Origin of the sequence: Planktothrix tepida PCC 9214 (genome assembly GCF_900009145.1) — a bacterium.
Taxonomy (GTDB): Bacteria; Cyanobacteriota; Cyanobacteriia; order Cyanobacteriales; family Microcoleaceae; genus Planktothrix; species Planktothrix tepida.
Genome location: NZ_LN889813.1, coordinates 488457 through 513852, shown reverse-complemented (window position 1 = coordinate 513852; position 25396 = coordinate 488457). Strand labels below are relative to the sequence as shown.

Sequence of the window (25396 nt, the reverse complement as noted above, 5' to 3'; positions counted from 1 at the left end):
GCGACGCGCTTGTGGAGCCTTTTGGCAGATACAGGTGCGTTTTTGCTTTATATTGTCTAGCTTCAGGAATGGTACTTTTACAATAAAACGTTAATCATGTTTATGGGTCAAATATTGGGGAGAAAAAGACGATAGGATTCGCTATCTAACAGAATCCTGAAACCCAGCCACATCAGCACAAAGGGAAAAATCTTACTAGCATAACGGCTTAGTACAACCGCAATACCCGGTTGACGAGTCAGATTATAGGACATAAATAACCAGCAACAAACAATGAAATAGCAAACAGGTATAATCACAGCAAGACTTTGGATGCTGCTACTCGCAAATAAGGGGATATAGATCCCTAAATTGTTACCCCCGTTGGAAATGGTAACTGCGGAAACACTATAGGTTTGCCGATCTCGGATTACGTCCCATAGCGATCGCTTTCGAGAATCAAATCCTCGATATCTAGCGTTTATTTTCAGATTCGTTGATTTATCTTCCGTTGAATCATCCTTATTCAGGTTGAGTAAATTATTAAGACCAATAAGGATCGGTAAAATTCCCAGTAAGCCGATCCAAGCTGAGTCAATTACCAACCCCAGGAAAAAACCAATCAAACTAGCGCTTACCAATACGGTAAATCCGATAAGCTCACCAACCACAATATGTTTAGGACGAAACGTTCGATTAACCTCACTGAAGAAACCCGTCAAATAAATATTGTCATCAAATGTTGTTGCTACAGCAACAGCTAGGCCAATTTTAATTGTGGTCATTAACCAATCCATCAGCATCCCTCATCAACACCTATGCGCTCACCGAAACCCTAGATCGCTTAAATTAAGCAATCAAGCCCCCAATATCCAGAAATTAGAAGATTTGCGTAAGTTCTAATAATATAGAAATAGCCATTAAAAGTCTAAGATTTTGGTTGTATTCTATTATGCGATGGGCTATCTATTCCAATCATAAATTATTTTTATGGAAATAAGTTAAATAATAAAGATTTAAGCTTTCTGCCCTTTCAGGGTGGCTTGATCAGGGGAGCAAAATCAATCTAGCCATTCATATTTTGTCCTATTTGCTAAAGTGATACTTTGACTTTAATCTCCTATTTTCAATTCATCCGGCTATGTCCATAAAATATATTTATCGAAGGGGTTATTATGATTAGCTATTGGCTTGATCTTTTGTCTAAACTCAGGGATCAAAATATCTTAAGATCACGGAGGATTATTTTGCCTAGATCGGTTGTCTCTCGGTTTATTCTGCGATTTGGTATTGGTGTTATCTCAAGTTTGGTTTTAAGTCTAGGGTTTAATCCTCATCTGATTGCTGCTCCTGAATCTGGCTATATACTTTCCTCCCCAATCAGTCAGGCGAGTCCAGCCAATCCGGTTAATTCCCCCAAAAACTCAACCCTTCGGTTAGGGGAAACCGTGGGACTATTTGTGGGGGGTATCATTTTCTGTATCCTTTTGGATCGCTGGTTTTCTAACCGTTCTGCTCACGCGGGTAACACACCCTTAGCTCAACAAGCGCGACGACTTAAACAACTTAAAATCGGGTATCCAGAGGGGATGACCAATTTTGAGGTTCTCCGCAGTCAAGGCTTCTTGGAAGCACGTTTACGACCCTTTGGGCTGATTGTGACCTGGACAAGCTTTTTATCAGCTTCTTCCCTGATTGAAGCCCTGAGTAACGGGACAATTGATTTCTGTGGGGGGGGTGGTACAGCCAGTATCTTCTCCCAAGCCGCAGATCATGTGTTTGTGCGGGTAGCCAAAGAAAAATATACATCCCCTAAAGGTCAAGCGATTCTAGTCCCAGAAAATTCACCCATTCAGACCCTTGCTGACCTCAAGGGTAAGAAGATAGCCTTTGATAAAGGCTCCAGTGCCCATTATGTGTTGATCCGAGCGTTAGCAAAAGTAGGACTCCATTTTAGCGACATTGAACCCGTTTATCTGACGCAGCCACAGGCGCTCCTCCTATTCCGACAAGGGGAAGTTGATGCTTGGGTGGTTTGGGTTCCCTATACACCCACTCAAACCCGAAGTTCTTACCCAGGACGTTCGATTGCAGACCTAGAGAGCATCTTTGGTGACAAAGCCTCTTTAGAAGTTCCAACTTATTACTACGCAATTCCAGAGCTAGTCCGCGACTATCCTGATCTGCTAAAAGTAATATTAGAAGAAGTCAATGAAGCTGGAGCTTGGGCGAAAAAACAGGAATTAGAAGTCGCTCAACGATTGGTGGATCAGCACGAAATCGATCCATCCATCCTAGAAACGTTGCAGAAACATAGTGCTGAACGCGCCATTATCCCCATTGACGAACAATCGCTGAATGCCCTACAGCATCAAGCTAATCTGTTTAGAGATTTAGATCTAATTCCAGAGCGGGTGAATGTGAAAGATGGAACCTACAGTTTGCAGACTAAACAAAACTGGACGTATTAATCCACCACCTCAAACTCACCCCCCCCAGGGCTGTTTCATGTTTGAAAATTATAGCCTACTTTTCCGCCATAATTCTCAAACATGATAGCTATTTTCCGAAGAATTAATATTTGCTATAATGGCGATATAATATTAATTAGTTTAACTGCGTCTTCAAAATCGTCTAAATTTAAAGCCAGTGCTGTTTTAAGAATATCTTGATTAACAGCACAAACTTCTAATAAACTATCTAAAATAATATTAGTATCTAGTAATATCCTCATTTGAGATACTTCTCCGTTAAACTTTCATCTTTTAATCTTTCTACATCCTCATCAGTTAATTCAATGTTATCCGTTTTTAAACTTCCTCGCAAACGTTCCCAAACTCCATCAGGAATATCAGGACGAGGACGCAATTCTTGAGACAATGAATGAATAATAGGCTCTACCAGTAATAACCGTTCATGAACGGAAAGTTGATAAGCAGCATTTTTTAATTCTTGTAAATTCATGGTTGATTTTTCCTGTGTATTTATTCAATTATATCTAATTCAATTTTGAACCTGTGTATAAACAGATTCAACCCTGAATTTTTAGATCATCTTCAGAACAAATACCACCACAAATTTGAAATCTAACTATTGATTCACTAAGAAGAAATTGGGAGTTGTGAGATCTTGGGTTAACTGAATTGAAATCATTTGACCCGGTTGTAAGGTAGTGGGTGAGGGGGATGTTCCCAGACCAATTCCTGCACCTGCAATTGCACCGACTAAGGCTCCAATTCCCGTAAATCCACTGACTAGAAATCCCGCTAAACTTCCCGCACCCGTCCCAATTCCCACTCGTTCAGGACTGACTTCTAAAGACCCTGGAATCCAGTTAGATTGACCTTGAATTGGGATGCTGCGACCGTCTAAATTAATGGCTTGAGCAATAAATCGACTGCCTTTTGTGGTGGTTTCAAATTCTCCTACAATTGGCGTATCCGGTGGAACAATATAATTGCCCAAACTATCAACAATTCCCCCTTGCAATAACAACACATCCTGACGTTCTGAACGACGAGTTAGACGGACTTGATCTTTCGTGGGATAGAGTAACGTTAAGGTGGTTCCCGTGGGGAGCAAAATTGCCGACGGGCTAGGATTAAAATAGGATTGCGGTGTCCCTGGCGGTATCGAGGGAGGTAACGGTTGACCAAAGGGAACCGCTTGGGGGAGAGATCCTGTTCTATTGAATTGAGCATTGGGTGCAACAACGACTACTGTTTCAGAAACGGGAACCGGAGGAGGATAACCCGGTGTTTGAGGGACAAACACCACGGTCTGAGAAGGTGGCGGAGGGGGTGTCATCGTCGGAAGCACCTGCACTTGAGTCGGCTGGTTAACGGGAACCTGCACAATCTCTAAGCGGGAGTCTCTCGTCGGTTGAGGGTTAGGTAAAGCCGTCTGTCTAGGGTCGTATTGACGGACAGAATATTGAGGCGGTTTAGGGGGTTCTGGCGGTTTAACCGTTGCAGAGGTTCGAGGAGTTGTCGAGGGTGCTACCTGTGTCGGAGTTGAAGTTGTTTGGGGTTGAGTCGTCGCAACATTTGTGGAAGTGGGGGGTTCTTCTGAAGGTAAGGTTTGCAGCGTCGGACGCAATACCCAAAGATTATCAATGCCAATTTGTCGTAAATCTAACGCTTCCGCATCAACACTGATACCGGGTACAAACTCAACGACTAATTGAGCTTGTTTCGGTTTTGTCTGCATTAAACTAACTTGACGCACAACGCCAGTTTCATAGCTTTCTGTAATCTTAACTTTAACTTCTGTATTCGGTAGGTCAAGGACTAGACGAGGGGGAAGATTATAAACGGATAATTGCGGTTTACTCCCCGATGGTAGTTCAACCTCGACAGTTCCAGTATTGGGATCAATTTTCCAATCTCCTAAAACAGCCGCCTGTACCGCTAAGGGGTAAGCCGTTGTAATAGCCACAGCAGCGACAAGACTAGAAGTTCTCAACAGCAGACTCCCATACAACGCGGGTACATCGGAGGCGACTAACGTTTGTACAGTTTGCTTAAATTGTTGCTTGAAGTTTTGCGCTTGCATGGTTGTTGCATGAAAACTCTAGTTTATGCAAGTTTTATTAGCACGTTTAAGGGCAAAATGCAAGTATAGACGTGCTATGGGTCTAAAATTGTAGATGACTGAAACCCCCATGAAACTGATTCAGAAATGGAAACGATTAAGCTCCTATTTTGTTTTTAATCATCCTTGGTGCAGAATTCGACGCGATAGCGTTGAGCTACCAAATGGAACCATTATTGATGATTTTTTTATTCATGTTCGACCGGATATTGCCTTAGTTTTACCCATTACAGAACAACAGGAAATTGTGTTTGTGCGTCAATATCGTCATGGCGTTGAACAAATTTTATTAGAATTACCCGCAGGCGCATTTAATCCCGAAAAGGAAACTCCCGAAGCAGCGGCGTTAAGAGAATTAACGGAAGAAACAGGTTATATTGCAGAGTCTATTGTTAAACTGGCAACGTTATATGATAATCCCGTTAAAGATACCAACTCAGTGCATTTATTTTTAGCCAATTCTGTTAAATTGTTATCCGTAACTTCCCTGGATATCACAGAAGAAATTGAAGTCGTTTTGATTCCGATAGAAGCGGTATTGCCAAAAATTCAAACCGGAGAAATTTGTGTTGCGGGTTCGGTGGCTGCTGTATGTTTGGGTTTAAGTTATTTACAGAAAAATAGCTAGGGTCATTAAAAACCTTTTAAATTGAATCAACGATTAACCTAGCTTTTTTCAGGAAAAATCTCAAAATTGTATCTTCATTGGCAATAATATCAGTTCTGGCTGTCATCCCCGGACGAATTAAACATTGCTGCTCACCGTTATTTAGTTTAAAATCTTCCGGTTGAATGATAACTTCATAAACACTATTATTCGTCTGAATTGAATTGATTAAAGAGGCGTTATCTGTTGTAGAATTAATTGGGGAAACATCCGGTGAAATTGATTGAATTTTGCCGGGGAGAACCCCAAAATCGGGATAAGGACACCCCTCTATCCGAATATAAGCATCCTGTCCTATTTTAAGATGATCTCGCTCTTGAGAAGGAACAGAAGCTTTTAGCACCAAAGAAGCTTTATTAGGAACAATTTGGGCAATAATATCCCCAGGACGTACCACTTGACCGGAATTGCGGAGATTGAGTTGATAAATTGTTCCGGTCACTGGAGCAGAAACAACAGTATCTTTGAGTTGAGTTTCAAGCTGTTGAAGTTGTAAAGTATCTTGATTAATTTGATTTTGAATTCCAATTTTTTGCTGAATCAGTCTTTCCTTTTCTTGATTAAATTGCTCAAGGTTTGCTTGACCCATTGCTCGTTGTTGAGCCACTTTTTCCTCAGCCATTTTTACCGTTGCATGACTAGGATTAAGTTTGGCTTTTGCACCATCCCATCTCGCCTTTGCTGCTGCAATTCCTTGGTATTGGCTCTGGATAACTTGCTTTTCGGCTTCAATAACAGCGTGTTGAGCTTCTAACGCTTGTTCTTGTCGGGCTACTTCTAATTGAGCTTCTTCTAATTTATCTTGAGAAATAGCTCCGGTTTCCGCTAAAGGTTGATAGCGTTCTTGTCTATTTTTAGCAACGTTTAAAGCTGCTTGAATTGACATTAAATTAGCTTCGGCTGATTTTAAATCGGCTTGTGCTTTTTGCCACTCCTCCTGAGATTGTTTGAAATTAGCTTCAGCTTCATTGACTTCAGACAGGGTTGTGGCTTGTAGATTTTGATAGTCCCGTTGGGTATAATTCAGTTCAGATTCTGTTAAGGAAACCGTGCGGTTAGCTTGTTGTTGTTCAAAAGCAGTTTGAGAATTTAAAGCGGTAATTTGAGCATTAATTTGAGCAATTTGTTCTTGATTCTGTTGAATATTATCTTGGAATTGCTTTTTTTGAGTTTGTAATTTAGAATCATCAATATAAGCGATCGCATCTCCTTGATGAATCACCTGATTTTGCTTCACTTTAATGCTTTGAATGGTTCCTTCTTTGGCAACTTGAACAATACTCAGTTCTCCAGAAGGTCGTACAGTCGCAGGAGCTTTAATCGTAATTTTGTATCGAGTTACAGCCGCAAGAATAAAAGCTAAAATCACCGTTCCTACAATTCCTAAACCTCCTAATGTTGTCCATAAACTAATGGGAGGTAGAAACTCATCACTGCGAACTGGACGGAGAAATTCTGAGGATGATGTACCGAACATAAAGAGCAAAAATGAATAAATAAAAAGCCAGAACGACAAATTAAATCATAAAGGAATAAAAACCCTTTTTTGAAGCACACCTCAGATTAATCCAGAGAATTTGAGGTGTGCTAGTAATCAGTTAAAACTCATTTATTTTTGGGTTATGGGGAAGTTAACAGTCTGACTGGGCTTAGTATTCAGCACAGCGGCATTCACTGCCAAGTTAACATTTTTCAGAACGTTTTGTATATCAACATCAACTAAATCGTTGTCTTGACCACCCGCGACGGCTTCTAATTCTAAATCAGAGAGTTCTACAAATAAAGCTTTAGATTGGTTCATGATGTTTTGATTTCCGTTACTTGTGTTAATAGGAACACCTTGCTTCTTGAGATTTATCAATCAGCATTATTAGCGTTTCTTGACATTCATTGGAACATTAATCTAAGGATTTATCATCTTTCAACAGGAATAAAGCTACTGTTTAAAATCAATCCATATTTTATATCTTTAGCTAGATTAACTCATCTAAAACATCTTAACGAACTCAAAAAAATAAATAATATAAAACCTTTTATAGATGATATATGAAATAAAATTATATTGCATTCAACTACCACGCAAACACAAGAAATCAATCTCCAGAAAGAGGCATAAATCCAATTTTTAATTATGATAATATCTGAAACAGATTCAACAATTTTTACAATTCAATTAGTAATTTTAAATTACTCCTTTTGACTTATCTCTTATGAAGACAACTTGTGTTTTACAACATAGTCAAGAAGATTGTGGCGCTGCTTGTCTCGCTTCAATTACTAAATATTATGGGCGAAATTTGACCCTAAATCGGATTCGAGAAGCCGTGGGGACGGGACAACTGGGAACAACATTACTCGGTCTTAAACGGGGGTCTGAAGCCTTGGGTTTTAATGCAAGAGGAGGTAGAGCTTCAGAGGAGCTTTTAGAACAACTGAATCAAATTCCTTTACCTGCAATTATTCACTGGCGAGGTTCCCATTGGGTAGTTTTGTATGGTAAAAAAGGCGGAAAATATATTCTTGCTGACCCTGCTTTAGGTATTCGTTATTTATCTCGTCAAGACCTTTTAGAGAGTTGGGGTAATGGCTTAATGCTATTATTAGAACCGGACTCTGCCCGATTTTTTGCCCAACCGGATGAGACGGTTAATCACTTTGGGCGTTTTTTGAAACCTGTTTGGACTTATCGAACGATTCTAGGGGAAGCATTTCTAATTAATTTAGTTTTAGGTGTGCTTTCTCTGGCTTATCCTTTTTTTATTCAACTGTTAACTGATGAAGTCTTAGTTCGGGGAGATTTACAGTTATTAAATACCTTAGTGATTGCGATCGCAATCATGAACCTAATTAGTAGTATTTTACGACTCATCCAATCTAATTTAATTGCTCATTTTGCTCAACGACTACAATTAGGATTAGTTTTAGATTTTTGCCGAGTTATATTACGTTTACCCTTACCTTATTATGAATCCCATCGAAGCGGTGAAGTTATTAGCCGTTTGCGTGATATTCAAGAAATTAATCAGTTAGTATCTCAAATTGCTGTTAATCTTCCCAGTCAATTTGTAATTGCGGCTGTTTCCCTAGGGTTTATGCTATTTTATAGCACAAAACTTACATTAAGTGCCGGAATATTCGCCTTAATTATGACTTTATCTGTTCTTGTTTTTCTGCCTTATTTACAGCAAAAAACTCGTAGTGTTTTAGTTTTAGAAGCGGAAAATCAAGGAGTTTTAGTAGAAACCTTTAAAGGCGCATTAACCCTGAAAGCAACAACCGCAGCCCCGCAATTTTGGGAGGAATTTCAAAGCCGCTTTGGACGGTTAGCCCATCAAATGTTTCGGTTAATGCAAATTAGCATTATTAATACTGCATTTTCAGGATTAATTTTAAGTTTAGGGAGCGTTATTTTGCTTTGGTTAGGAAGTCGTTTAGTCATCAGTAAAGAATTAACAATCGGTCAATTATTAGCCTTTAATAGTATGAATGGCAATTTTCTCACCTTTATTGCTACAGGAATTGGTTTTGTAGATGAGTTTTATCGGGCAAAAACGGCAACCCAACGGTTAACAGAAGTCATTGATAGTACCCCAGAGAACCTCTTAGATTTTAAAAAACAATTTGTTAAAATTCCCCCTGATGCTGAGATTCTCTGTAGAGATCTAAACTTTTATCATGTCGGTAGAATTAATTTATTAGAAAACTTTTCTGTTAAGATTCCAGGGGGTCAAGTTATTGCTTTAATTGGTAAATCAGGCTGTGGTAAAAGTACCTTAGCTAAACTAATTTCCGGGTTATATCAACCTCAATCAGGTAATATCCAAATTGATTTTTATAACCTGCAAGATTTATCCTTAGACAGTCTCAGACAACAAATTGTTTTAGTTCCCCAAGAAGCTCATTTTTGGAGTCGTTCAATTTTAGATAATTTCCGGTTAGCGGCTCCTCAAGCAACCTTTGAACAGATTGTTAGAGCTTGCCAAATTACAGGAGCTTCAGAATTTATTAACCAAATTCCTGATAAATATCAAACAATTTTAGGTGAATTTGGAGCAAATATTTCTGGGGGACAACGGCAGAGATTAGCCTTGGCTAGAGCCATTGTTAATGATCCTCCCATCTTAATATTAGACGAATCCACTGGCTCCCTTGATCCCGTAAGCGAAGTTGAAATTTTAGATAAACTGTTAGCAGTTCGACAAGGGAAAACAACGATTATAATTAGTCATCGTCCTCGAATTATTGAGCGTGCAGATTGGATTATTTTAATAGAAAATGGGAAACTCAAAATGCAAGGGTACTTAAAGGATTTACGCTCTAAATCTGGGGAACATTTAGGATTTTTAACTCCTTAATCGACAGATATCCTTTATTGAGGATGATCCTAGATTACAGAGTAAAGTCTATCGTAATGGGGATTACCCTTGGAAAGTTATGGTTTATGCTCAGATTGGAATGGTAATAATTAATCAGCAAAAGCAATGAACAATAGAGCAAAAATATACACTCTATATTTTGCAATTGAAAATTTGATACTTTCGATTAATGAGATTGCCAATCATCCGGGAAATTTGGCTAAATCTGACAATCAAGAAATATTTAATACAATATTTGCCGAAGCCAAACGTCAATATTATCGCCTAAAAAAGTCCGAAAAAAGTAAAATATTAATCATTAAATTTCATGCTGAAAGGGCATTAGAGAAGCTAACATCAAGAATAGAAAATTACCTCGGTGAGTTAGAAGATGATAACTTAGAGTTAATTTATTCCCTATGGATTACTTTAGATTTCGCCTTGAGTAGATATTTCCTCGTTAAAGTGGATAAATCTAACCTAATTCATGAAATAGAAGATAGATTAAGATTTGGATATCAAAAATATTTGTCAATGTCTAAATCATTCCAATCTAAATTTGAGCGGTCAAATCTTCCTAAAACAGCTAATGGTAAGCGATAAAAACTTCACGCCGTTCAAACTGACCTATGATTGTGAAGTCGTGCAAGTGTCCTCCCTATCTATCAATAAAAAATTAGATCCTATTTTTATAATATTATTCATCCCGCTTCATAATTCACTCTACCGCCACAACAATTTTAGTCTATTATATACTCATAAACCCGCCTAAGTTGTGATCAACTCAGACAGGTTTTGTTTCTGTATAATTGTGTTTTAAAATCAACCTAACGTTTACGCTCTCAGACCGCTCTGATGAAGGGTTTAGCCTTCCCTTGACCGTAATAAAGTGGAGGAAGCGATAAAAACTCCACACCGTTTAAGCTGACCTATAATTGTACCGTTCGCATCCCTGACAGTTCGCTCTCCTTGGGTTTGCAACAATGGAACACAGCGGCATAACTTCCATCCGGTACTTACCTTATACTCTTAATTTAACGTTTAATCTCAGTATGATCATCTAGCTTATGAAATAAGTCGTTCTCATCATTTAGATTTAGCTTAAAAAGAATAGTATCCTCACAAAGATAGAATCTGGTATTCAAGGTAAAATTAAAGATAAAAATTGAAATCCCCCATCCGAAGATAGGGGACTTTGAGTCAGCGATAGTCATCTGTATATAAGATGACAGAACATAAGCTTTATTTTCATCTGGCTATAGGAATAACTGGGAAAAATCCTTAATCTTTCCTAAGAAGGATGATAAAAATCTGAGCCGAGGTCAGGTTTTCCTTTATTGTAGAGTATAGAATCAAACCTCAAAATGCTCAGTTTGCTGTTTCCTAAATTATGAGAAAAATACGGTTGTTTATCTCGTCAAGTTTAGATGGATACATTGCGAGAACATCAGGCGAAATCGATTGGTTATTCACCGATGCAGATTATGGTTATACGGAATTTTATGATCAAAAATATAGCTAAATATGACTTTTTGTTGTATTCTTTTGGATGTTCTATCAGTTTGTATCCTATATGTAGGGTGCGTAAGCATAGTGCACGCACCAACTCCAAATTAACCCATGCTGTAAAAAAAATCGGGAGCGATCGCTATTTGATTTTACTCCAATATTTGCTCTACTCCCGTTACGGGTTTATAAAATATTAAAAATGGTTCTAAACACATCCAAATTTGCTAAAATTGCATAAGCAACTAACGCCCCACCGACACCCCCAACTAAAAATCCCCCTGCATATTCATGCCATCCTTCTGATGTTTTTAACGCTTCGGGAGGGTTCGGTGCAGTAACCGTTGCTAGGGGTTCCGGGGGATCACTGGCTGCATATAAAGAAATCGCAAAAGTGGAGATTAAAATGGTACTAATTGTTGCAAATAATCCCGCCATTAAACCTACTGCTGTATCTCGTAAAGGATTAAAAGTTACAAAGGGGCCTAATAACCAATAACCATGAGCTAAACCCACTTCTAACCCCCGACGTTGGGGTGATAAACCTTTACGATAAGCGGGTAAATTATTAATAAATGCTTTGGTAAAGGCAGAAGAATTAATCGGGGTTGCTAAATTACCAATTTGCGGATCATCATAAGGTGCATGAACCACTTCACGGTTGCGGGGATCACCTGGGCGATCATTAGAACGTTGAATATTTTCTACGATTTGAACCATAATCTTTGATTCCGTAATTTTATAGGATTACCTAAACCCAATTTAGAGGAATTTAGCCCTTAATTCATCTTCCAGAAGCTATATAAAATAATCTCTCTTGAGTTATAGGTTGTCCCCAAAAAAAAGCATTATACTGAGGTTTTGACAGGATTAACCGAGCGCGGGTTCGAGATCGGTTTGGGAGAGCAAAATTGTGGTTTCAAACCCAATTCTTCCCATATCCGGTACAGGGCCTAATTCCATTTCTACAAGGTAAACCCATCGTCCTGAACTCAAAAAATAATTTTTAATAATTCCCGAACCTCCAATAAAAAAAACCTGTTGATTTTTACAAAATTTAGGAATATCAAAGGAAGTTTTCATTGCACTACCTCATTGGGGAGAGAAGGGTAAAAAGATAAAAAATTGAAATTGACACGCAACATCTGTAAACTGATTCTTCAGTCAACGGTCAAGGAAATTTCAATAAATCCTTTTTAGCAAAATAATATTTAAGTTCAGTCTACCTAAAGTTAAATTTTAGGGGATGAAAACCTCTTTCAAATTAGATAGGACAGGATAATCAATTCGGAAAAAATGATCGCTAGTGGGCTACCTGATAGCTTATGAGCTAGGGATAGGGGTTTTTCGGGATTAAAGGTTCCTGGGGAATGTAAAGTTTTATGTCATTTTTTAACCTTTCTGTCTCTGGGGTTCTCAGTTCTTGTTAGAAATATTTTCAAAAAAATATCCCCCTTTGTCGAGAGATTGGGAGATAATACAAATGTTACCAGTTGATCAAAGCATAGCAAATGACCGAACAAATAGAAAAAATCAAAAAATTAATTGCCACGGCTACCAACCCCAAGCAAAAGGCAATGTATCAGCAAATGTATAAGCAATTGTTGGCTAAGTTGAAATCGGAGACTGAAATAGAAACCGAGCCGGAAGTTGAATCAAAAACTGATGAAGTACAACCAGTAAAATTAGAAGCCGTCAAACCCAAGAAAATAGATGAAGTCCAAGTAGAATCAGAACCTGTTAAACCCAAGAAAATAATTGCACCCAAGGTTAAAGTTGAACCCCAACCCTCAACTGAACTTGAAACTCCCCAGGAACCCAAAGAACCTAAACCTAAAAATGAGTCCCTCTTCCAAGCCATTGGTATTATCAAAGGTGAAGTTAATTTAGGGGATGTGTCTACGATTAAGATAGGAGATAAGGAATATCGGTTATTTTATATTCCCGGTAGACGCCGATTTGCTTACGAAGCCCTGAAAAAAGAAATTGAAGCCACAGGAAACACGACTCAAAGATTAATCGTGTACCCTAAAATTTTACACTTTCCCGGTCGGGATAAACCTTATATTATCGCCTTCCAATTATCAGGGTTTATCTCCTCTCTTCCCACAAAAAAAGAACATCCCTTCAATTCAGAATTAAAAGATTTTGAGTTTAGATTGTGCGGGTTATGGCAATTTATACCCGTTTGCAGAACACCTTGTATCTCAGTCTTTAGAAACTTTACTAAAGATAGATTAGCGTGGATTAAAGAAGCAGAAGCCTCTCGGAAGGTTAAATTCATGAAGGCTACCCATGCGCCACTTTTGTGGAGAGATTCACCCGTAAAACCCTTTCGATTCAATCCTAAACTCGAAAAAGAACAACAAGGTAAAACTTATTTTGTAGAGTTAAAAGCTCGTTTTCTACCCGACAGAGATGTATTTGGATTTGTGGAATTGTTAAGCGAACCCACAGAGGAACGCCCTAACTTTTTTAAAGCCTCTAAAAAAATGAAGGCAGAAGCTTTAAGGGAAGTGGAAGCTAAACGACGGGAAATTGAAAAGGCACCGGATACTGAACCGATTGAAACTGTCACAAATGTTGAAGTTTCTGATACTACCGAAACTTTAACTGCACCGGACAGTCAGGACATCCCAGACAGTCAACCCGTAACGGTGAAGGAGGACAGTCAGGACATCCCAGACAGTCAACCCGTAACGGTGAAGGAGGACAGTCAGGACATCTCAGACAGTCAACAAGCAACGGTGAAGGAGGACAGTCAAAACACTGAAGAGTTGTCATCAGTTGGGTTAGAAGCACTCAACCCGGATGATTTATCTCTTAACCAACTAAAATCAATTGTTCGAGAAAAAATGAACGATGATGATATTAAGAAATTCGGAAAATTGACCAGCAAAACGACCTGGGTTGAAGCCTATCGTCATCTAAATTAATCCCATCCTTAATGGCGTTTGAGTCGCAACTGTGCGAACAGCGCCGTTAAGCCGGGGAATGGTTGCCACAATTGATGAAAAATTCCTTTAGGGAAAAAGTCAAAATTTCTGTGTCAGGTGCTTGTAGAATTGAGGACAAGCTGTAGGCAGCAAGTGTTTAAAACTTAGTGAGGTAATGTATGTCAACGATTCGGAACATTGAAGGTAATCCAGGTGACACTTGGGATGACTTGAGTTGGACAGATATGAATGATGTTGAGCAAGGGTTGTGGGTCACTTTAGGTTGGAATGAAGCGAGTTGGGAAGAAGACTCTGACGCTCCCAATTCTAATGAGAAATATTGGAAGGAATTAACCCAAGCGGAACGTGATGCAGCAACAAAACTTGGTTATAACCAAACTTATTGGGATGAAGATTAAGGGCTACAAAAAGCCCCCCTCTGTATGATTAAATTACTTTCGTGGTGAAGCCCTCTGCCTATGTTGCGGTGGGTTTTCTATTTCAAGAAAATAAGAGTAAATTTGTTATAGAAAATCCGAATCAATTTAAAGTTTGTGTAGTTCAGGTCGATGGATGTGCAATAAAAGAAGGTCGGTGTTGTGATTATCTGGTTATTCCTGATGAACTAGATATCAAAAAGAGATTAGAAATCTATATTGAGCTTAAAGGGTCTAAAATTTTGCACGCCATTGAACAACTAGAAGCAACGATTAAACAACTCTCTGATGATCCAGCCAAACAAGAAAAGGTTTGTATTATTATATCAACCCAATGTCCTCTAGCCACAACTGAAATTCAAAATTTTAAGCGGGATTTCAAAAAGAAATATAATGCTAAATTAGAAGTCAAGAATATAAATTATACTTATTTTTTAAGCTAATATTATTATAGTTAAAATTAGGAATACTGAAATTGTCTGAAATTGAAGCATTAACAGAAAACACTCAAACCCCCTTTGTCCATATTCCGGTACTGAGTCGGGAATTAATTGCTGGGTTAGAAATTCGGGCGGGGGGAGAATATCTGGATGCGACCGTAGGCGGTGGCGGACATAGTTTGTTATTGTTGCAAGCAGCAGAGAATGTTAGATTGACAGCCATTGATCAAGATCAAGATGCGATCGCGGCTGCCCGTGTTAAATTTGAACAAACGGAACCCTCTATACTAGAAAGAGTAAAGTTTTGGCAAGGGAATTTTGCTCAATATAACCCCAAAGGAAAACAATTTGATGGAATTATTGCCGATTTAGGGGTAAGTTCCTATCAGTTTGATCAGCCAGAACGGGGGTTTAGTTTTCGTTATACTGCCCCTTTAGATATGCGGATGAATCAACAACAATCCTTAACCGCGGCGGAGATTATTAACCATTGGGATGAGAAGGAATTAGCGGATATTTTTTATCATTACGGGGAAGAACGGTTATCGAGACGCATTGCTAAACGAATTGTAGAAAAACGGCCGTTTCAAACCACAACAGATTTAGCAAATGCGATCACCAATTGTGTTCCGGGGAGTTATCGTCACGGACGGATTCATCCTGCAACCCGTGTGTTTCAAGCTCTAAGAATTGCGGTGAATCAAGAGTTAACATGTTTAGAAAAATTCTTAGATCAAGCCCAATATTGGTTAAAACCTGGAGGCAGAATTGGGATTATTAGTTTTCATAGTTTAGAAGATAGAATCGTTAAACATCGATTAAAAGATTCTCCGATTTTACAGGTATTAACGAAAAAACCGATTCAACCCCAACCCGATGAACTAAACAATAATCCCCGTTCTCGTTCCGCAAAATTAAGAGTAGCAGAACGAAAGCTGATCGAATTTTAGAAACTTATCTAACCCTTTCTATTCTGAATTATTCTGACATTTCTCCTCTACTGGCTTATGAACATTCTCAAAAAATATTCTTTATTCATTCTTCTCGTCATTGGGATTTTGATCACTCCCGTTTGGACAATCCTAACATCCGCCCAAACCCCCAACACGTTACAAACCCAACTCATCGAATATCGACAAGGCGATACCGTTTTAGAAGGATATTTAGCATACAATTCTTCACAAACTGGGAAACGTCCAGGAGTGTTAGTTGTTCATGAATGGAAAGGGTTAGATGAGTATGCTAAAAGTCGCACGGAACAACTCGCACGCCTCGGTTACGTCGCCTTTGCTGCGGATATTTATGGTAAAGGAATACGACCCCAAACCGCAGAGGAAGCCCGAACTCAAGCCACCCTTTACCGCAGTAACCGGGCGTTATTAAGGGAACGAGTGAATGCTGCTTTAACAGAACTCCAAAAACAACCTCAAACTGATCCTCAAAATTTAGCTGCTATTGGCTATTGTTTTGGAGGAACAACGGTTTTAGAATTAGCAAGAAGTGGCGCAGATATTGATGGGGTTGTGAGTTTTCATGGCGGTTTAGATAGTCCAAATCCCCAGGATGGAAAACAAATTAAAAGCAAAGTTTTAGTGTTACACGGTGCAGATGATCCATTAGTTTCCCCAGAAGATATTATGGCATTTGAGAAGGAAATGAGAGACGGAAATGTGGATTGGCAAATGATCAGTTATGGTAGAACAGTCCATAGTTTCACCAATCCTAAATCAGGAAATGATCCCTCTAAAGGAATAGCTTATAATCCCGATTCTGATCGACGTTCTTTTGAAGCCATGAAACTATTTTTTAACGAAATCTTTTAGATCAACCGGGTTTCTGAATTTAAAAGATTAAAACCGATCTCGTCAGAAACCCGGTTTCTCATCACATAGAAACAGTTATTTTATATCTTCAGAAAGAACAATATAGTTTAAAATTCGTTATAATGCAAGTAAGCACTTACATGATAGTCTATGAATTCTCAGGAGCAGAAAACCGCAGCTACTCGAACTCGCTTATTGAAAGCGGCTTTAGAAGTATTTGCTGAAGCTGGAATTGCGGGAGCCACCACCAAAGAAATTGCGCGTGTGGCGGGAGTCAATGAAGTAACCTTATTTCGTCATTTCCATAGCAAAGAACAGTTACTCGCCTCCGTTGTCCAACACACAATCGCCTTGCAAATGGAAGCGTTAACCCATCAAGAGGAGTGGACACAGGATTTAAAAGAGGATTTAACGCATTATGGGTTGCTTTATAACAAAATGCTCGAAGACCATGAAGCTTTGATTCGCACCTTTATCGGAGAAGCTAAACGCCATCCCCAAGTGGCATCTCGGATTATTGCCGAAGCCACCCAACCCTTGAGAGAAAAGCTACTAACTTACCTCAACAATGCCCAAAACCGGGGTACAGTGCGCTCAGATTTACCCTTAGAACCCTCCGTTGATTTATTTACCGGAATGTTACTGGCGGGAATGCTGCGACGCAATGCGATCCCTCATTTCATCCATTACAGCCGCGAAGAATATATTGAAACCTGTGTCGATCTCTTCGTGCGGGGTATCAGTTTCTTACCAACCGACAACACCTTGATTAGTAGAGAACAGCAAGATGAAATCCAACACTGTTATTGATTCTCACTTAAAAGCAGAACCCGTTGAACATCAGAAGCCTTTATCGCCGGAACAGATTCAAAGCAATGGACATCAACCCCTGGTTGAAAACTTTCCTGTTATTGAGGAAACCCAACCTCCGAAGAAAAACAATCGTCGCTGGGCTTTTTTGTTAGTCGGTGCGATCGCCTTAATCACAGGAGGCGTTTTCGGGAGTCGTTGGTGGCAATATCAAAGCACCCACGCCACAACGGATAACGCCCAAATTGAAGGGCATATTTCTCCCCTCGCCCCCAAAATTGCAGCGACTGTTCAGCAAGTATTGGTTAAAGATGGCGATTATGTAAAAGCGGGTCAACCGTTAGTGATTTTAGAAGATCAAGATTTATTATTAAAAATTCAACAGGAACAAGCCAACCTAAACGCGGCTCAAGCTAAATTACAAAGTGCTAAAGATCAAGTTTCTTTAACGGCGAATACCAATATTAGTCAAGTTGAACAAGCGCAATCCAATTTCAAAGCTCAACAAGCCGATGTTGCCGCCCAACAAACTAACGTTCAGCAAGCTCAATCGGAAGCAGTGGCAGCCCAAGCTTTAGTCCAACAAGCTCAACTCGGTGTTAACGCCGCCCAAGCTCAATTGCAACAAGACCAAGCTAATATTGCCACCCAACGATCTCAAATTCAGGAAGCCGAATTAGGGGTGAATGCTGCTCGTGCGAAAGTTACCCAAGCCGAAGCTGAAGTTACCCGAACTCAACAAGACGTTCAACGGTATCAAACCCTATACAGCCAAAATGTAATTCCGGCTCAACGACTGGAGACAGCCCAAGCTGCGTTTACAGAAGCTGAAGCGAGTTTAACCGTAGCTCAACAAGGCGTTGGACAAGCTCAAGCAACGGTGAATAATGCCCAGTCCAAACTGCAACAAGCTCAAGCTCAAGTGGCTAATAGTCAAGCTCAACTGGCTCAAGCCCAAGCAGCCGTTAAAACCGCCCAAGCGCGACTCCAACAAGCGAATGCTCAAGTCAGTCAAGCCCAAGCTCAGGTGGAAAAATCCTTAGCTCAAGCCAATGCGTCTCAAGCTCAAGTTGCAGAAACCCAAGCCTCCGGTCAGGAAGTGGTGGTACAGCAGGATCAAACCCAACTGGCGTTAGCCCAAATGAAACAGGCGGAAGCCTCCCTCGCCTTAGCTCGTCAACAACTGACCTATACCACCATTACCGCCCCAGTCAGTGGCTATGTCGGTCAACTCACCGCCGAAGTTGGCAAAAAAATTCAACCCGGACAACCGTTGTTAGCTCTGGTTCCCCTGAAGACCGATGACATTTATATTGAAGCGAATTTTAAGGAAACGGAGTTAAAGGATTTACGAGTCGGTGAACCTGCGGATGTGCGAGTGGATGCCTATCCTGGGGAAGTGTTTAGGGCAACGGTGACAGGAATTAGTCCCGCAACGGGGGCTCAGTTTGCTTTGTTACCTCCCGATAATGCCACAGGCAATTTTAACAAAGTTGTGCAATGGGTTCCCGTGCGGTTAGCTTTTGTTCCCAATGCTGACCCGGAACACAAACTTAGGGCGGGTTTGAGCGTGACGGTGAGTGTGGAAACCGCAGGCGGGAGGTAAGAGGAGCAGGGGGAGCAGGGGAGGCAGGGGAAGCAGGGGAGGCAGGGGAGGCAGGGGGAGCAGAGGAAGAATAATGCTACAGCTACCCTCCCTTGCTAACAGTCAATAGCCAACTTTTAGCACCCAAGATCTTTTAGTGCGAGCGTCCTCGCTCGCTATCGGTATCTTTTAACTATATCAATGGATAAATCATTAAATTGTTGTTGTTTTTGTTGGTAATTAATATATGAATCAACCCCAGTATATTACGGGTTATTTGAAGTGGGCGATCGCATTAACTGCGGCTTTAGGAGCTATTTTAGAAGTTATTGATACCAGTATTGTTAACGTTGCCCTTACTCATATGCAAGCCAGTTTAGGGGCAACGGTGACAGAAATTGCTTGGGTGGTAACGGGTTATGCGATCGCTAACGTGATTTTAATCCCCTTAACCGCTTGGCTCGGAGATTTTTTCGGTCGAAAAGCTTACTTTATTTTCTCCTTAGTTGGTTTTACCCTGGCATCTATTCTCTGCGGTTTATCTGTTAACTTACCGATGTTAGTTATTTCTCGGATTCTACAAGGGTTGTGTGGCGGGGGGTTACTCGCGAAAGGTCAAGCCATTTTATTCCAAACCTTTCCCCCCCATGAACAAGGCGTTGCCCAAGCGGTGTTCGGCGTTGGAGTCATTGCAGGCCCCGCCATTGGCCCTACTTTAGGAGGATACTTAACAGATACCTTGGGGTGGCGGTGGATTTTCTTTATTAATCTGCCCTTTGGTATTCTAGCAACCTTAATGGCTTGGCTATTTTTACCCAAGGATGAGAACAAATCCAATAACACCAAAGTGGACTGGTGGGGGATTATTCTCTTAACCGTCGCCGTTGGCAGTTTACAAGCGTTATTAGAAGAAGGAGAACAGGAAGATTGGTTTTCATCCAATTTTATTCGGACTTTAGCCATTGCAGCAACGGTGGGAATGGCGTTATTTATTTGGCGGGAACTCACAACCCGAACTCCAGCCGTTGACCTGCGGGTTTTGCGATATCGGTCTTTAAGTGCGGGTAGTATTTACTCAGGAATATTAGGAATGGGACTCTATGGGACGTTATTTGTCGTCCCGATTTTTGCCCAAAGTATTCTTGATTTTTCCGCAACCCAAACGGGATTTTTATTAGCACCAGGGGCGTTATCTTCGGCGGTGGTGATGATTTTATTAGGAAAAATTTCAACGAAAGTTGATGCTCGAATCTTAATTGCGATCGGGGCTATTGGTTCAGCATTAGTCATGTTTGACCTGTCTAATATTAGCCCCCAAACGGGTACAGATCAACTATTTTGGCCGTTAGTAATGCGGGGTGGGGTGACGGTGTTGATGTTTTTGCCTTTGAGTTTAGCCACCTTGGGAGCATTACCCAAACAAGCGGTATCGGCCGGGTCGGGGTTTTATAACTTAACCCGACAATTAGGGGGGAGTGTGGGAATTGCAGCCCTCACCAGTTTGTTAAGTCAGCGAGAAGCCTTCCATCGGGCGGTACTTTTAACTCATCTAACACCCTATGATTTCGCCACCAATGAACGGTTACAAACCCTAACCGCAACATTTCAAAGTAAAGGAATGGATGTCGTTACAGCCCAGCAACAAGCCTTAGCGTCCTTAAGTCAAATAGTAGATACTCAAGCGGCTGTTCTCTCTTTTGCTGATGTTTTTAGGGTGGTAGGGGTTGCGTTTTTATGTTCGTTACCATTATTAATGTTTTTAGGTAAGGGAGGTAAAGGTGCAAAAGCTCCCGCAGCCCATTAAGTTTCCCTCGCCCAGAAATAAATTTCGGGCTAAAAGCTAAAGTTATCTAAAGATAACTCAAAAGTCAACTATTGCATTAACCCGTTTTAACGGGTTTTAGCTTTTAGCCTGAAATTGATTTCAAGGCTTAAAGCTAAAATTGACGCAAATAAGGCATACATCGACCCTACAATGAATTGGCTTTTAATACATTTTTATAACGGATTTAGACTCGCTATAAATTAGTGATCGCTGTTTTTGAAAGATGGCGATCGCTAATTACAACCCGGTTTGCGAATAGGAGAACGTGAGGTAGTCTTTTGTTCTCCTGTTCCAACTCTTGCACTTGTAATACCATTTGATTTTAAAACTTTAACTAAATTATTAGCGTTTTTAGGGTTATAAAAAGATGCTACTTGGATTAAATTATCAGATTCATCTAAATAACTATCACAACAAAATGATTCTTTTATTGTTTTTAGATTTTTGTCACTATAATCAACATACACTGGATACCACATATTAGTTCCCCCAGACGTTTGATCACCACAATAATTCAGTGGGAATTTTAATAAATTCTGATGGTTTATGTTTGTTGTATTTGATTGCCGTGATAATGAATAGATCATTAAATACGTTAGGCAGAATATTGTAACTCCTATCATTAATTTTAAAAAATCAGGGTATGATAAACCCAACTCTGATAAAGAATTATGCTTTTTATTTACTTTTTTTAATTGCATAAATATAAAGTATGTCAAAATTAATTTGCATACTTTACTAAAAAATTGCTTAAAATTATTAAGCATGAATATATTTGCTAAGTCACAACAGTTTAACCATTTAAACGTTCATATTCAGACCAAGCTTCATGTTCAGCATTAATAATAAGGCTTTTACTACTTTCAGCATCCAGATAAGTTTTAACAGATTCTTCTAGCTTAACCACACTGCCAATTGCTGATGTAATAGGGTTTTTATTATACTTTTGAATTGAGCTATTATCGCTTCTAGCCAATGAATTTTCATAATCTCTAGGTTCCATGATTTTACCTCCAAGCATTTAAAAAAATAAGCAATCTGAATTGACAAAGATATCCTGAAAAATTACAACTATGACTTTTCTAATTCTACTCTCATTTTCGTAATTAAAATTTCTTTATATCTATTTTTTACCTCATCAGGATAGCTGGCATACTCTAAGTTACTTATTTCCGAACTAAAAATACGAAAAACATAGCTCATTCTATCTACTTCACCTTGAGTTTTAATTCTGAATATTTCATTATTAATTTCCTCGTTAATTTTTAAGATTTCAATGTTAAGTTCTCTTTCAATTCTGAATATTTCACTATTAATTTTCTCATCCCAATATTCCATGATTTTACCTCCAAGAATTTAAAAAATAAGCAATCTGAATTGACAAAGATATCCTGAAAAATTACAACTATAACTCCTCTAATTCTACTCTCATTTTCGTAATTAAAATTTCTCTATATATATTTTTTACCTCATCAGGATAGCTGGCATACTCTAAGTTACTTATTTCCGAACTAAAAAGGCGAACAACAGCGTTTATTCTATCTAATTTACTTTCACTCTTACTTTTATCATCCATAGGTTCCATAGTTTTACTTGCACGATGTTAACAAGATAATTTAGCCGAACTAAAAAAAATAACATGAAAATTTAGAACGAATCTTTATCTAACGCCACTTTCATATTTCTAAGTAAAGCTTCTTTATACATCTCTTTTACTTCATCAGGATAGCTGGTATACTGTAACTTATCTATTTCAGAACCAAAACGATGAAAAACATCATTCATTCTATCTAATTTACCTTGATTGTTAATTCTGGATACTTCACTTTGAATTTCATCACTAATTCCTGCAAAAGCTGATTGAATTTCACGAAATCCACTCCCAATAACAACAATTAACCCAGTTACTGGACTTGCCAAAACACTACCAATAAGACTAAGAACAATATCTCGCTCTACATTTCCTGGTACAATTGCCCTTCCGTTGCCATCTTGAAATACAACAGGAACTCTTTTGCCAGCTACAGTAATACTAGAATTGTTTGGAATATTCATAAAAAACCTCTCCGTGATAAAAAAAACTATTGCTTTTCTATGGTAGATGCCAAGACAGAAATTACAGCGACTGTAATCAAAATATGACCTATAAATTTAGGTAGAAGTATCATGCTTAGACAGCCTGCAACAATGACTGGAGCAATCACTGCCATCCTAATTTCTTCAGAATTAGCATAACCAGATTTTATCTTGATTCTACTTATGTCAAATTTGACAATCATAGAGATCCAAGGTACACTATCAAAATTATTGCGAATAAAGTGAGCCAACCCCTTTAAAAAAAATTGTGCTGGCCAAATCATAACAATGATAGCTAGAAAACTAATGCAGAATTTTACCACTTTGATTTTCCTCTTCCTCTATTTTTAAGCCTTGATTCTCTGGCGCGGACTTAAGTGGCATTTTAAACATTGATTTTAAATCATTTATTGTATTAATTAACACCGACTTTCTTCGTTCTTTTTTTGCTTTTAACTTCTTAATTTTATCGAATTTAGTCTCAAAAGATTCTTTATACTTATCAAATAAGCTATACACATAGATTTCTGTTACCTCTTCTGGATAGTTTTGATGAGAACTTAGAGCATCTCTAACAGCTTGACCTATCATTTTTGCATCTATATAAAGCTGATGTAAATGTGCTTCTGATATCAGTTCTTGCTCCCAAAGTTCTTTGAAGCGTTCACGGGCTGATTCTTGATATTCGTTTACATCACGATGTATCCGATTAGTAAGTTCTTCTCTCGGTGTCATCCTATTAACCTCTCAATAAGTTTTATTCTTAGTTCTCTTTGATTCTTTCTCTATTAGGATTTCTATATATTAAATTGTTGTGCCTGATACTTACAACTGAAAAAACTCGATTTTCTTCTACCTTGTGTAAAAAAATATTACAAGAAATCCTTAAAAACCCTTGAAAACCCTTGATCATTTAATCCAAAACTAAGTTATAATACCTGAAAGCTTCCCTATACCTAGCTTCTATGAATGTTACAGAAGTGTTAAAAATGGTTGATGAGTTGGCTTTTCAGCAAACAGGAAAGCACCTCAATAACTTACAAAAAAATGTAGTTCGAGGACTTTGGCAAGATCAAAGCTATAGCGAAATAGCAAGTGAGTTAAAGTATAATAGTGAAAATCATATCGGCAATGTTAGCCGTGAACTATATAATATTTTGTCTAAACAGTTAGGAGAAAAGGTGAATAAGTCTAATTTCTGTTGGACAATAGAAAGATGCAGTAATTCATTTAATTTATCTAATTCATCTCAGCAAGTTTTAGGATTAATTAACAGCCATATTAGTCTTTGTTCTAATAATCCTCAAGATTCAACTAAAAATTCTGAGCAAAATTCTTCTAATCAATTTAATCACGATTTAACAATAGCTCCTAAAATAACCTATTTTTACGATCGCACTACCGAACTGAACACCCTATCCCAGTGGTTAATTGATCAAAATACTCGTCTAATCTCAGTTTTAGGCTTAAGTGGTATTGGTAAAACCACCCTAGTTAAACAATTTGTTGACCTGAACTTACAATCCTTTGATATTATTATCTGGAAAAATATCAAACTCTCCCCATCTTTAGATCATATTCTGACTGAACTTTTAACAAGTATTAATCCTGATTCTGTGTTAGCTGACAATAAATTAACTCAAATTTTAAATTTTTTTCGTGATAAAAAATGTTTAATCATCCTCGATGACGTACAGGAATTATTGATTAAAGGGCAATTTGCTGGACACTATCAAAGTGAATATCGAGATTACCAAAACTTTTTTACAATGATCACTGAAACTGAACACAAAAGCAGTTTAATTTTAATCAGTCAGGAAAAATGCCAAGAAATGATATCTTTAGATCAGGAATTATATCCCGTTCAGTGTTTGGAGTTGGACGGGTTACAGGATATTGAAATTCTCAGAAACTATGGTTTACCAGATCAGGAGAATTGGTCAAATCTGATTGAATTGTATGAAGGAAATCCCGCTTATTTAAAAGATATTGCAAGTTTAATTAAAGGAATATTTGGCGGTAAACTCTCTGACTTTTTAACAGAAAATAGTTTAATCATAACAGAAAGTATTAAATCCCGTTTAAACCCAATCTTTGAGCGATTATCTTTAATTGAGCAAGAAATTCTCATAGAAATCAGTCAGGATAATCACCCGGTATCCAGAGAACAGTTAAGAGAACGTTTATCGTTATCGTCAATAGATTTGATTAATGGGTTAGACTCTTTGAACAAACGGTATTTAATCAAAATTATTCAATCAGATCAGATTTTATTTAGCGTATCTCCTGTTATCCAACAATATATTAAAGTTTGCTGTCATCAACAAAACTAATGGATCAGAAACCGGGTTTCTCAACAAAGTT

General features: G+C 38.6%; 29 protein-coding genes. 14 read left to right on the top strand and 15 right to left on the bottom strand.

Annotation, left to right across the window (positions count from 1 at the left end; translation table 11 throughout):
• Positions 1-107: 107 nt before the first annotated feature.
• A complete protein-coding gene (locus PL9214_RS24910; RefSeq protein ID WP_072721899.1) occupies positions 108-776 on the bottom strand; it encodes a cadmium resistance transporter in 669 nt (222 codons plus the stop codon).
• A 450-nt stretch (positions 777-1226) separates the two neighbouring features.
• Here PL9214_RS24910 and PL9214_RS24905 point away from each other — a divergent pair, with 450 nt between their 5' ends.
• Positions 1227-2450, top strand: coding sequence for an aliphatic sulfonate ABC transporter substrate-binding protein (locus tag PL9214_RS24905; RefSeq protein WP_222425280.1), 1224 nt, complete (start codon positions 1227-1229; stop codon positions 2448-2450).
• 113 nt (positions 2451-2563) lie between these two features.
• Here PL9214_RS24905 and PL9214_RS31570 read toward each other — a convergent pair whose 3' ends face one another.
• The 3 genes from PL9214_RS31570 to PL9214_RS24895 form a co-directional block, all read right to left on the bottom strand.
• Positions 2564-2713, bottom strand: a complete 150-nt coding sequence (locus tag PL9214_RS31570; protein ID WP_186440453.1) for a hypothetical protein — start codon at positions 2711-2713, stop codon at positions 2564-2566.
• A complete protein-coding gene (locus PL9214_RS24900) occupies positions 2710-2943 on the bottom strand; it encodes a hypothetical protein (RefSeq protein ID WP_072721895.1) in 234 nt (77 codons plus the stop codon). Before PL9214_RS24900 ends, PL9214_RS31570 begins: the two co-directional genes overlap by 4 nt.
• Positions 2944-3069: 126 nt before the next feature.
• On the bottom strand, positions 3070-4533 hold the full coding sequence (locus tag PL9214_RS24895) for an AMIN domain-containing protein (protein WP_083580176.1): 1464 nt from the start codon (positions 4531-4533) through the stop codon (positions 3070-3072).
• A 109-nt stretch (positions 4534-4642) separates the two neighbouring features.
• Here PL9214_RS24895 and PL9214_RS24890 point away from each other — a divergent pair, with 109 nt between their 5' ends.
• Complete coding sequence (locus PL9214_RS24890; protein WP_072722330.1) at positions 4643-5200, top strand: NUDIX hydrolase; 558 nt, start codon at positions 4643-4645, stop codon at positions 5198-5200.
• Between the two features lie 16 nt (positions 5201-5216).
• Here the strand turns inward: PL9214_RS24890 and PL9214_RS24885 are convergent, their stop codons facing one another.
• Both PL9214_RS24885 and PL9214_RS24880 read right to left on the bottom strand, forming a co-directional pair.
• The gene (locus tag PL9214_RS24885) at positions 5217-6716 is read right to left on the bottom strand and encodes a beta-barrel domain-containing protein (RefSeq protein WP_072721893.1); all 1500 of its coding nucleotides are present in this window, start codon (positions 6714-6716) and stop codon (positions 5217-5219) included.
• A 132-nt stretch (positions 6717-6848) separates the two neighbouring features.
• The gene (locus tag PL9214_RS24880) at positions 6849-7040 is read right to left on the bottom strand and encodes a hypothetical protein (RefSeq protein WP_072721891.1); all 192 of its coding nucleotides are present in this window, start codon (positions 7038-7040) and stop codon (positions 6849-6851) included.
• Between the two features lie 409 nt (positions 7041-7449).
• Between PL9214_RS24880 and PL9214_RS24875 the strand changes: the two genes are divergently transcribed.
• From PL9214_RS24875 to PL9214_RS32010, 3 genes are all read left to right on the top strand, one after another.
• A complete protein-coding gene (locus tag PL9214_RS24875) occupies positions 7450-9594 on the top strand; it encodes a peptidase domain-containing ABC transporter (RefSeq protein ID WP_072721889.1) in 2145 nt (714 codons plus the stop codon).
• Positions 9595-9720: 126 nt separating this feature from the next.
• A complete protein-coding gene (locus PL9214_RS24870) occupies positions 9721-10197 on the top strand; it encodes a hypothetical protein (protein ID WP_072721887.1) in 477 nt (158 codons plus the stop codon).
• Positions 10198-10984: 787 nt separating this feature from the next.
• A complete protein-coding gene (locus tag PL9214_RS32010; RefSeq protein ID WP_245824363.1) occupies positions 10985-11116 on the top strand; it encodes a dihydrofolate reductase family protein in 132 nt (43 codons plus the stop codon).
• Between the two features lie 170 nt (positions 11117-11286).
• On the opposite strand, the gene PL9214_RS24860 is transcribed toward PL9214_RS32010, so the two are convergent.
• Both PL9214_RS24860 and PL9214_RS24855 read right to left on the bottom strand, forming a co-directional pair.
• On the bottom strand, positions 11287-11820 hold the full coding sequence (locus tag PL9214_RS24860) for a photosystem I reaction center subunit XI (RefSeq protein ID WP_139295152.1): 534 nt from the start codon (positions 11818-11820) through the stop codon (positions 11287-11289).
• Between the two features lie 150 nt (positions 11821-11970).
• A complete protein-coding gene (locus PL9214_RS24855; RefSeq protein ID WP_072721886.1) occupies positions 11971-12183 on the bottom strand; it encodes a hypothetical protein in 213 nt (70 codons plus the stop codon).
• A gap of 428 nt (positions 12184-12611) precedes the next feature.
• On the opposite strand from PL9214_RS24855, the gene PL9214_RS24850 reads away from it, so the two are divergent.
• From PL9214_RS24850 to PL9214_RS24815, 8 genes are all read left to right on the top strand, one after another.
• Positions 12612-14036 (top strand): hypothetical protein, encoded by a 1425-nt coding sequence (locus PL9214_RS24850; protein ID WP_072721884.1) that lies wholly within the window; start codon positions 12612-12614, stop codon positions 14034-14036.
• Positions 14037-14215: 179 nt separating this feature from the next.
• Positions 14216-14455 (top strand): hypothetical protein, encoded by a 240-nt coding sequence (locus tag PL9214_RS24845; protein ID WP_072721882.1) that lies wholly within the window; start codon positions 14216-14218, stop codon positions 14453-14455.
• Between the two features lie 41 nt (positions 14456-14496).
• Positions 14497-14916, top strand: a complete 420-nt coding sequence (locus PL9214_RS24840; RefSeq protein ID WP_083580175.1) for a hypothetical protein — start codon at positions 14497-14499, stop codon at positions 14914-14916.
• Positions 14917-14948: 32 nt separating this feature from the next.
• Positions 14949-15863, top strand: a complete 915-nt coding sequence (rsmH, locus tag PL9214_RS24835) for a 16S rRNA (cytosine(1402)-N(4))-methyltransferase RsmH (RefSeq protein ID WP_245824362.1) — start codon at positions 14949-14951, stop codon at positions 15861-15863.
• A 57-nt stretch (positions 15864-15920) separates the two neighbouring features.
• The gene (locus PL9214_RS24830; protein ID WP_072721876.1) at positions 15921-16736 is read left to right on the top strand and encodes a dienelactone hydrolase family protein; all 816 of its coding nucleotides are present in this window, start codon (positions 15921-15923) and stop codon (positions 16734-16736) included.
• 150 nt (positions 16737-16886) lie between these two features.
• On the top strand, positions 16887-17546 hold the full coding sequence (locus PL9214_RS24825) for a TetR/AcrR family transcriptional regulator (RefSeq protein WP_072721874.1): 660 nt from the start codon (positions 16887-16889) through the stop codon (positions 17544-17546).
• The gene (locus PL9214_RS24820; protein ID WP_072721872.1) at positions 17524-19152 is read left to right on the top strand and encodes an HlyD family secretion protein; all 1629 of its coding nucleotides are present in this window, start codon (positions 17524-17526) and stop codon (positions 19150-19152) included. Before PL9214_RS24825 ends, PL9214_RS24820 begins: the two co-directional genes overlap by 23 nt.
• A 226-nt stretch (positions 19153-19378) precedes the next feature.
• Positions 19379-20935 carry a DHA2 family efflux MFS transporter permease subunit gene (locus tag PL9214_RS24815; protein ID WP_072721870.1) on the top strand — a complete coding sequence of 519 codons (1557 nt, stop codon included), beginning with the start codon at positions 19379-19381 and terminating at the stop codon, positions 20933-20935.
• Positions 20936-21189: 254 nt separating this feature from the next.
• Here the strand turns inward: PL9214_RS24815 and PL9214_RS30835 are convergent, their stop codons facing one another.
• The 7 genes from PL9214_RS30835 to PL9214_RS24780 form a co-directional block, all read right to left on the bottom strand.
• A complete protein-coding gene (locus PL9214_RS30835) occupies positions 21190-21657 on the bottom strand; it encodes an SPOR domain-containing protein (protein ID WP_139295151.1) in 468 nt (155 codons plus the stop codon).
• 92 nt (positions 21658-21749) lie between these two features.
• Positions 21750-21959 carry a hypothetical protein gene (locus tag PL9214_RS24805; RefSeq protein WP_072721867.1) on the bottom strand — a complete coding sequence of 70 codons (210 nt, stop codon included), beginning with the start codon at positions 21957-21959 and terminating at the stop codon, positions 21750-21752.
• 68 nt (positions 21960-22027) lie between these two features.
• Positions 22028-22294, bottom strand: coding sequence for a hypothetical protein (locus PL9214_RS24800; protein ID WP_072721865.1), 267 nt, complete (start codon positions 22292-22294; stop codon positions 22028-22030).
• A 67-nt stretch (positions 22295-22361) separates the two neighbouring features.
• Positions 22362-22541, bottom strand: coding sequence for a hypothetical protein (locus PL9214_RS24795; RefSeq protein ID WP_072721863.1), 180 nt, complete (start codon positions 22539-22541; stop codon positions 22362-22364).
• Positions 22542-22603: 62 nt separating this feature from the next.
• Complete coding sequence (locus PL9214_RS24790; protein WP_072721862.1) at positions 22604-23011, bottom strand: hypothetical protein; 408 nt, start codon at positions 23009-23011, stop codon at positions 22604-22606.
• Between the two features lie 26 nt (positions 23012-23037).
• Positions 23038-23316, bottom strand: coding sequence for a hypothetical protein (locus PL9214_RS24785; protein WP_139295150.1), 279 nt, complete (start codon positions 23314-23316; stop codon positions 23038-23040).
• 19 nt (positions 23317-23335) lie between these two features.
• The gene (locus tag PL9214_RS24780; RefSeq protein WP_072721859.1) at positions 23336-23767 is read right to left on the bottom strand and encodes a hypothetical protein; all 432 of its coding nucleotides are present in this window, start codon (positions 23765-23767) and stop codon (positions 23336-23338) included.
• A gap of 230 nt (positions 23768-23997) precedes the next feature.
• Between PL9214_RS24780 and PL9214_RS24775 the strand changes: the two genes are divergently transcribed.
• Positions 23998-25365 carry a helix-turn-helix domain-containing protein gene (locus PL9214_RS24775; RefSeq protein WP_072721857.1) on the top strand — a complete coding sequence of 456 codons (1368 nt, stop codon included), beginning with the start codon at positions 23998-24000 and terminating at the stop codon, positions 25363-25365.
• Positions 25366-25396: the final 31 nt, after the last annotated feature.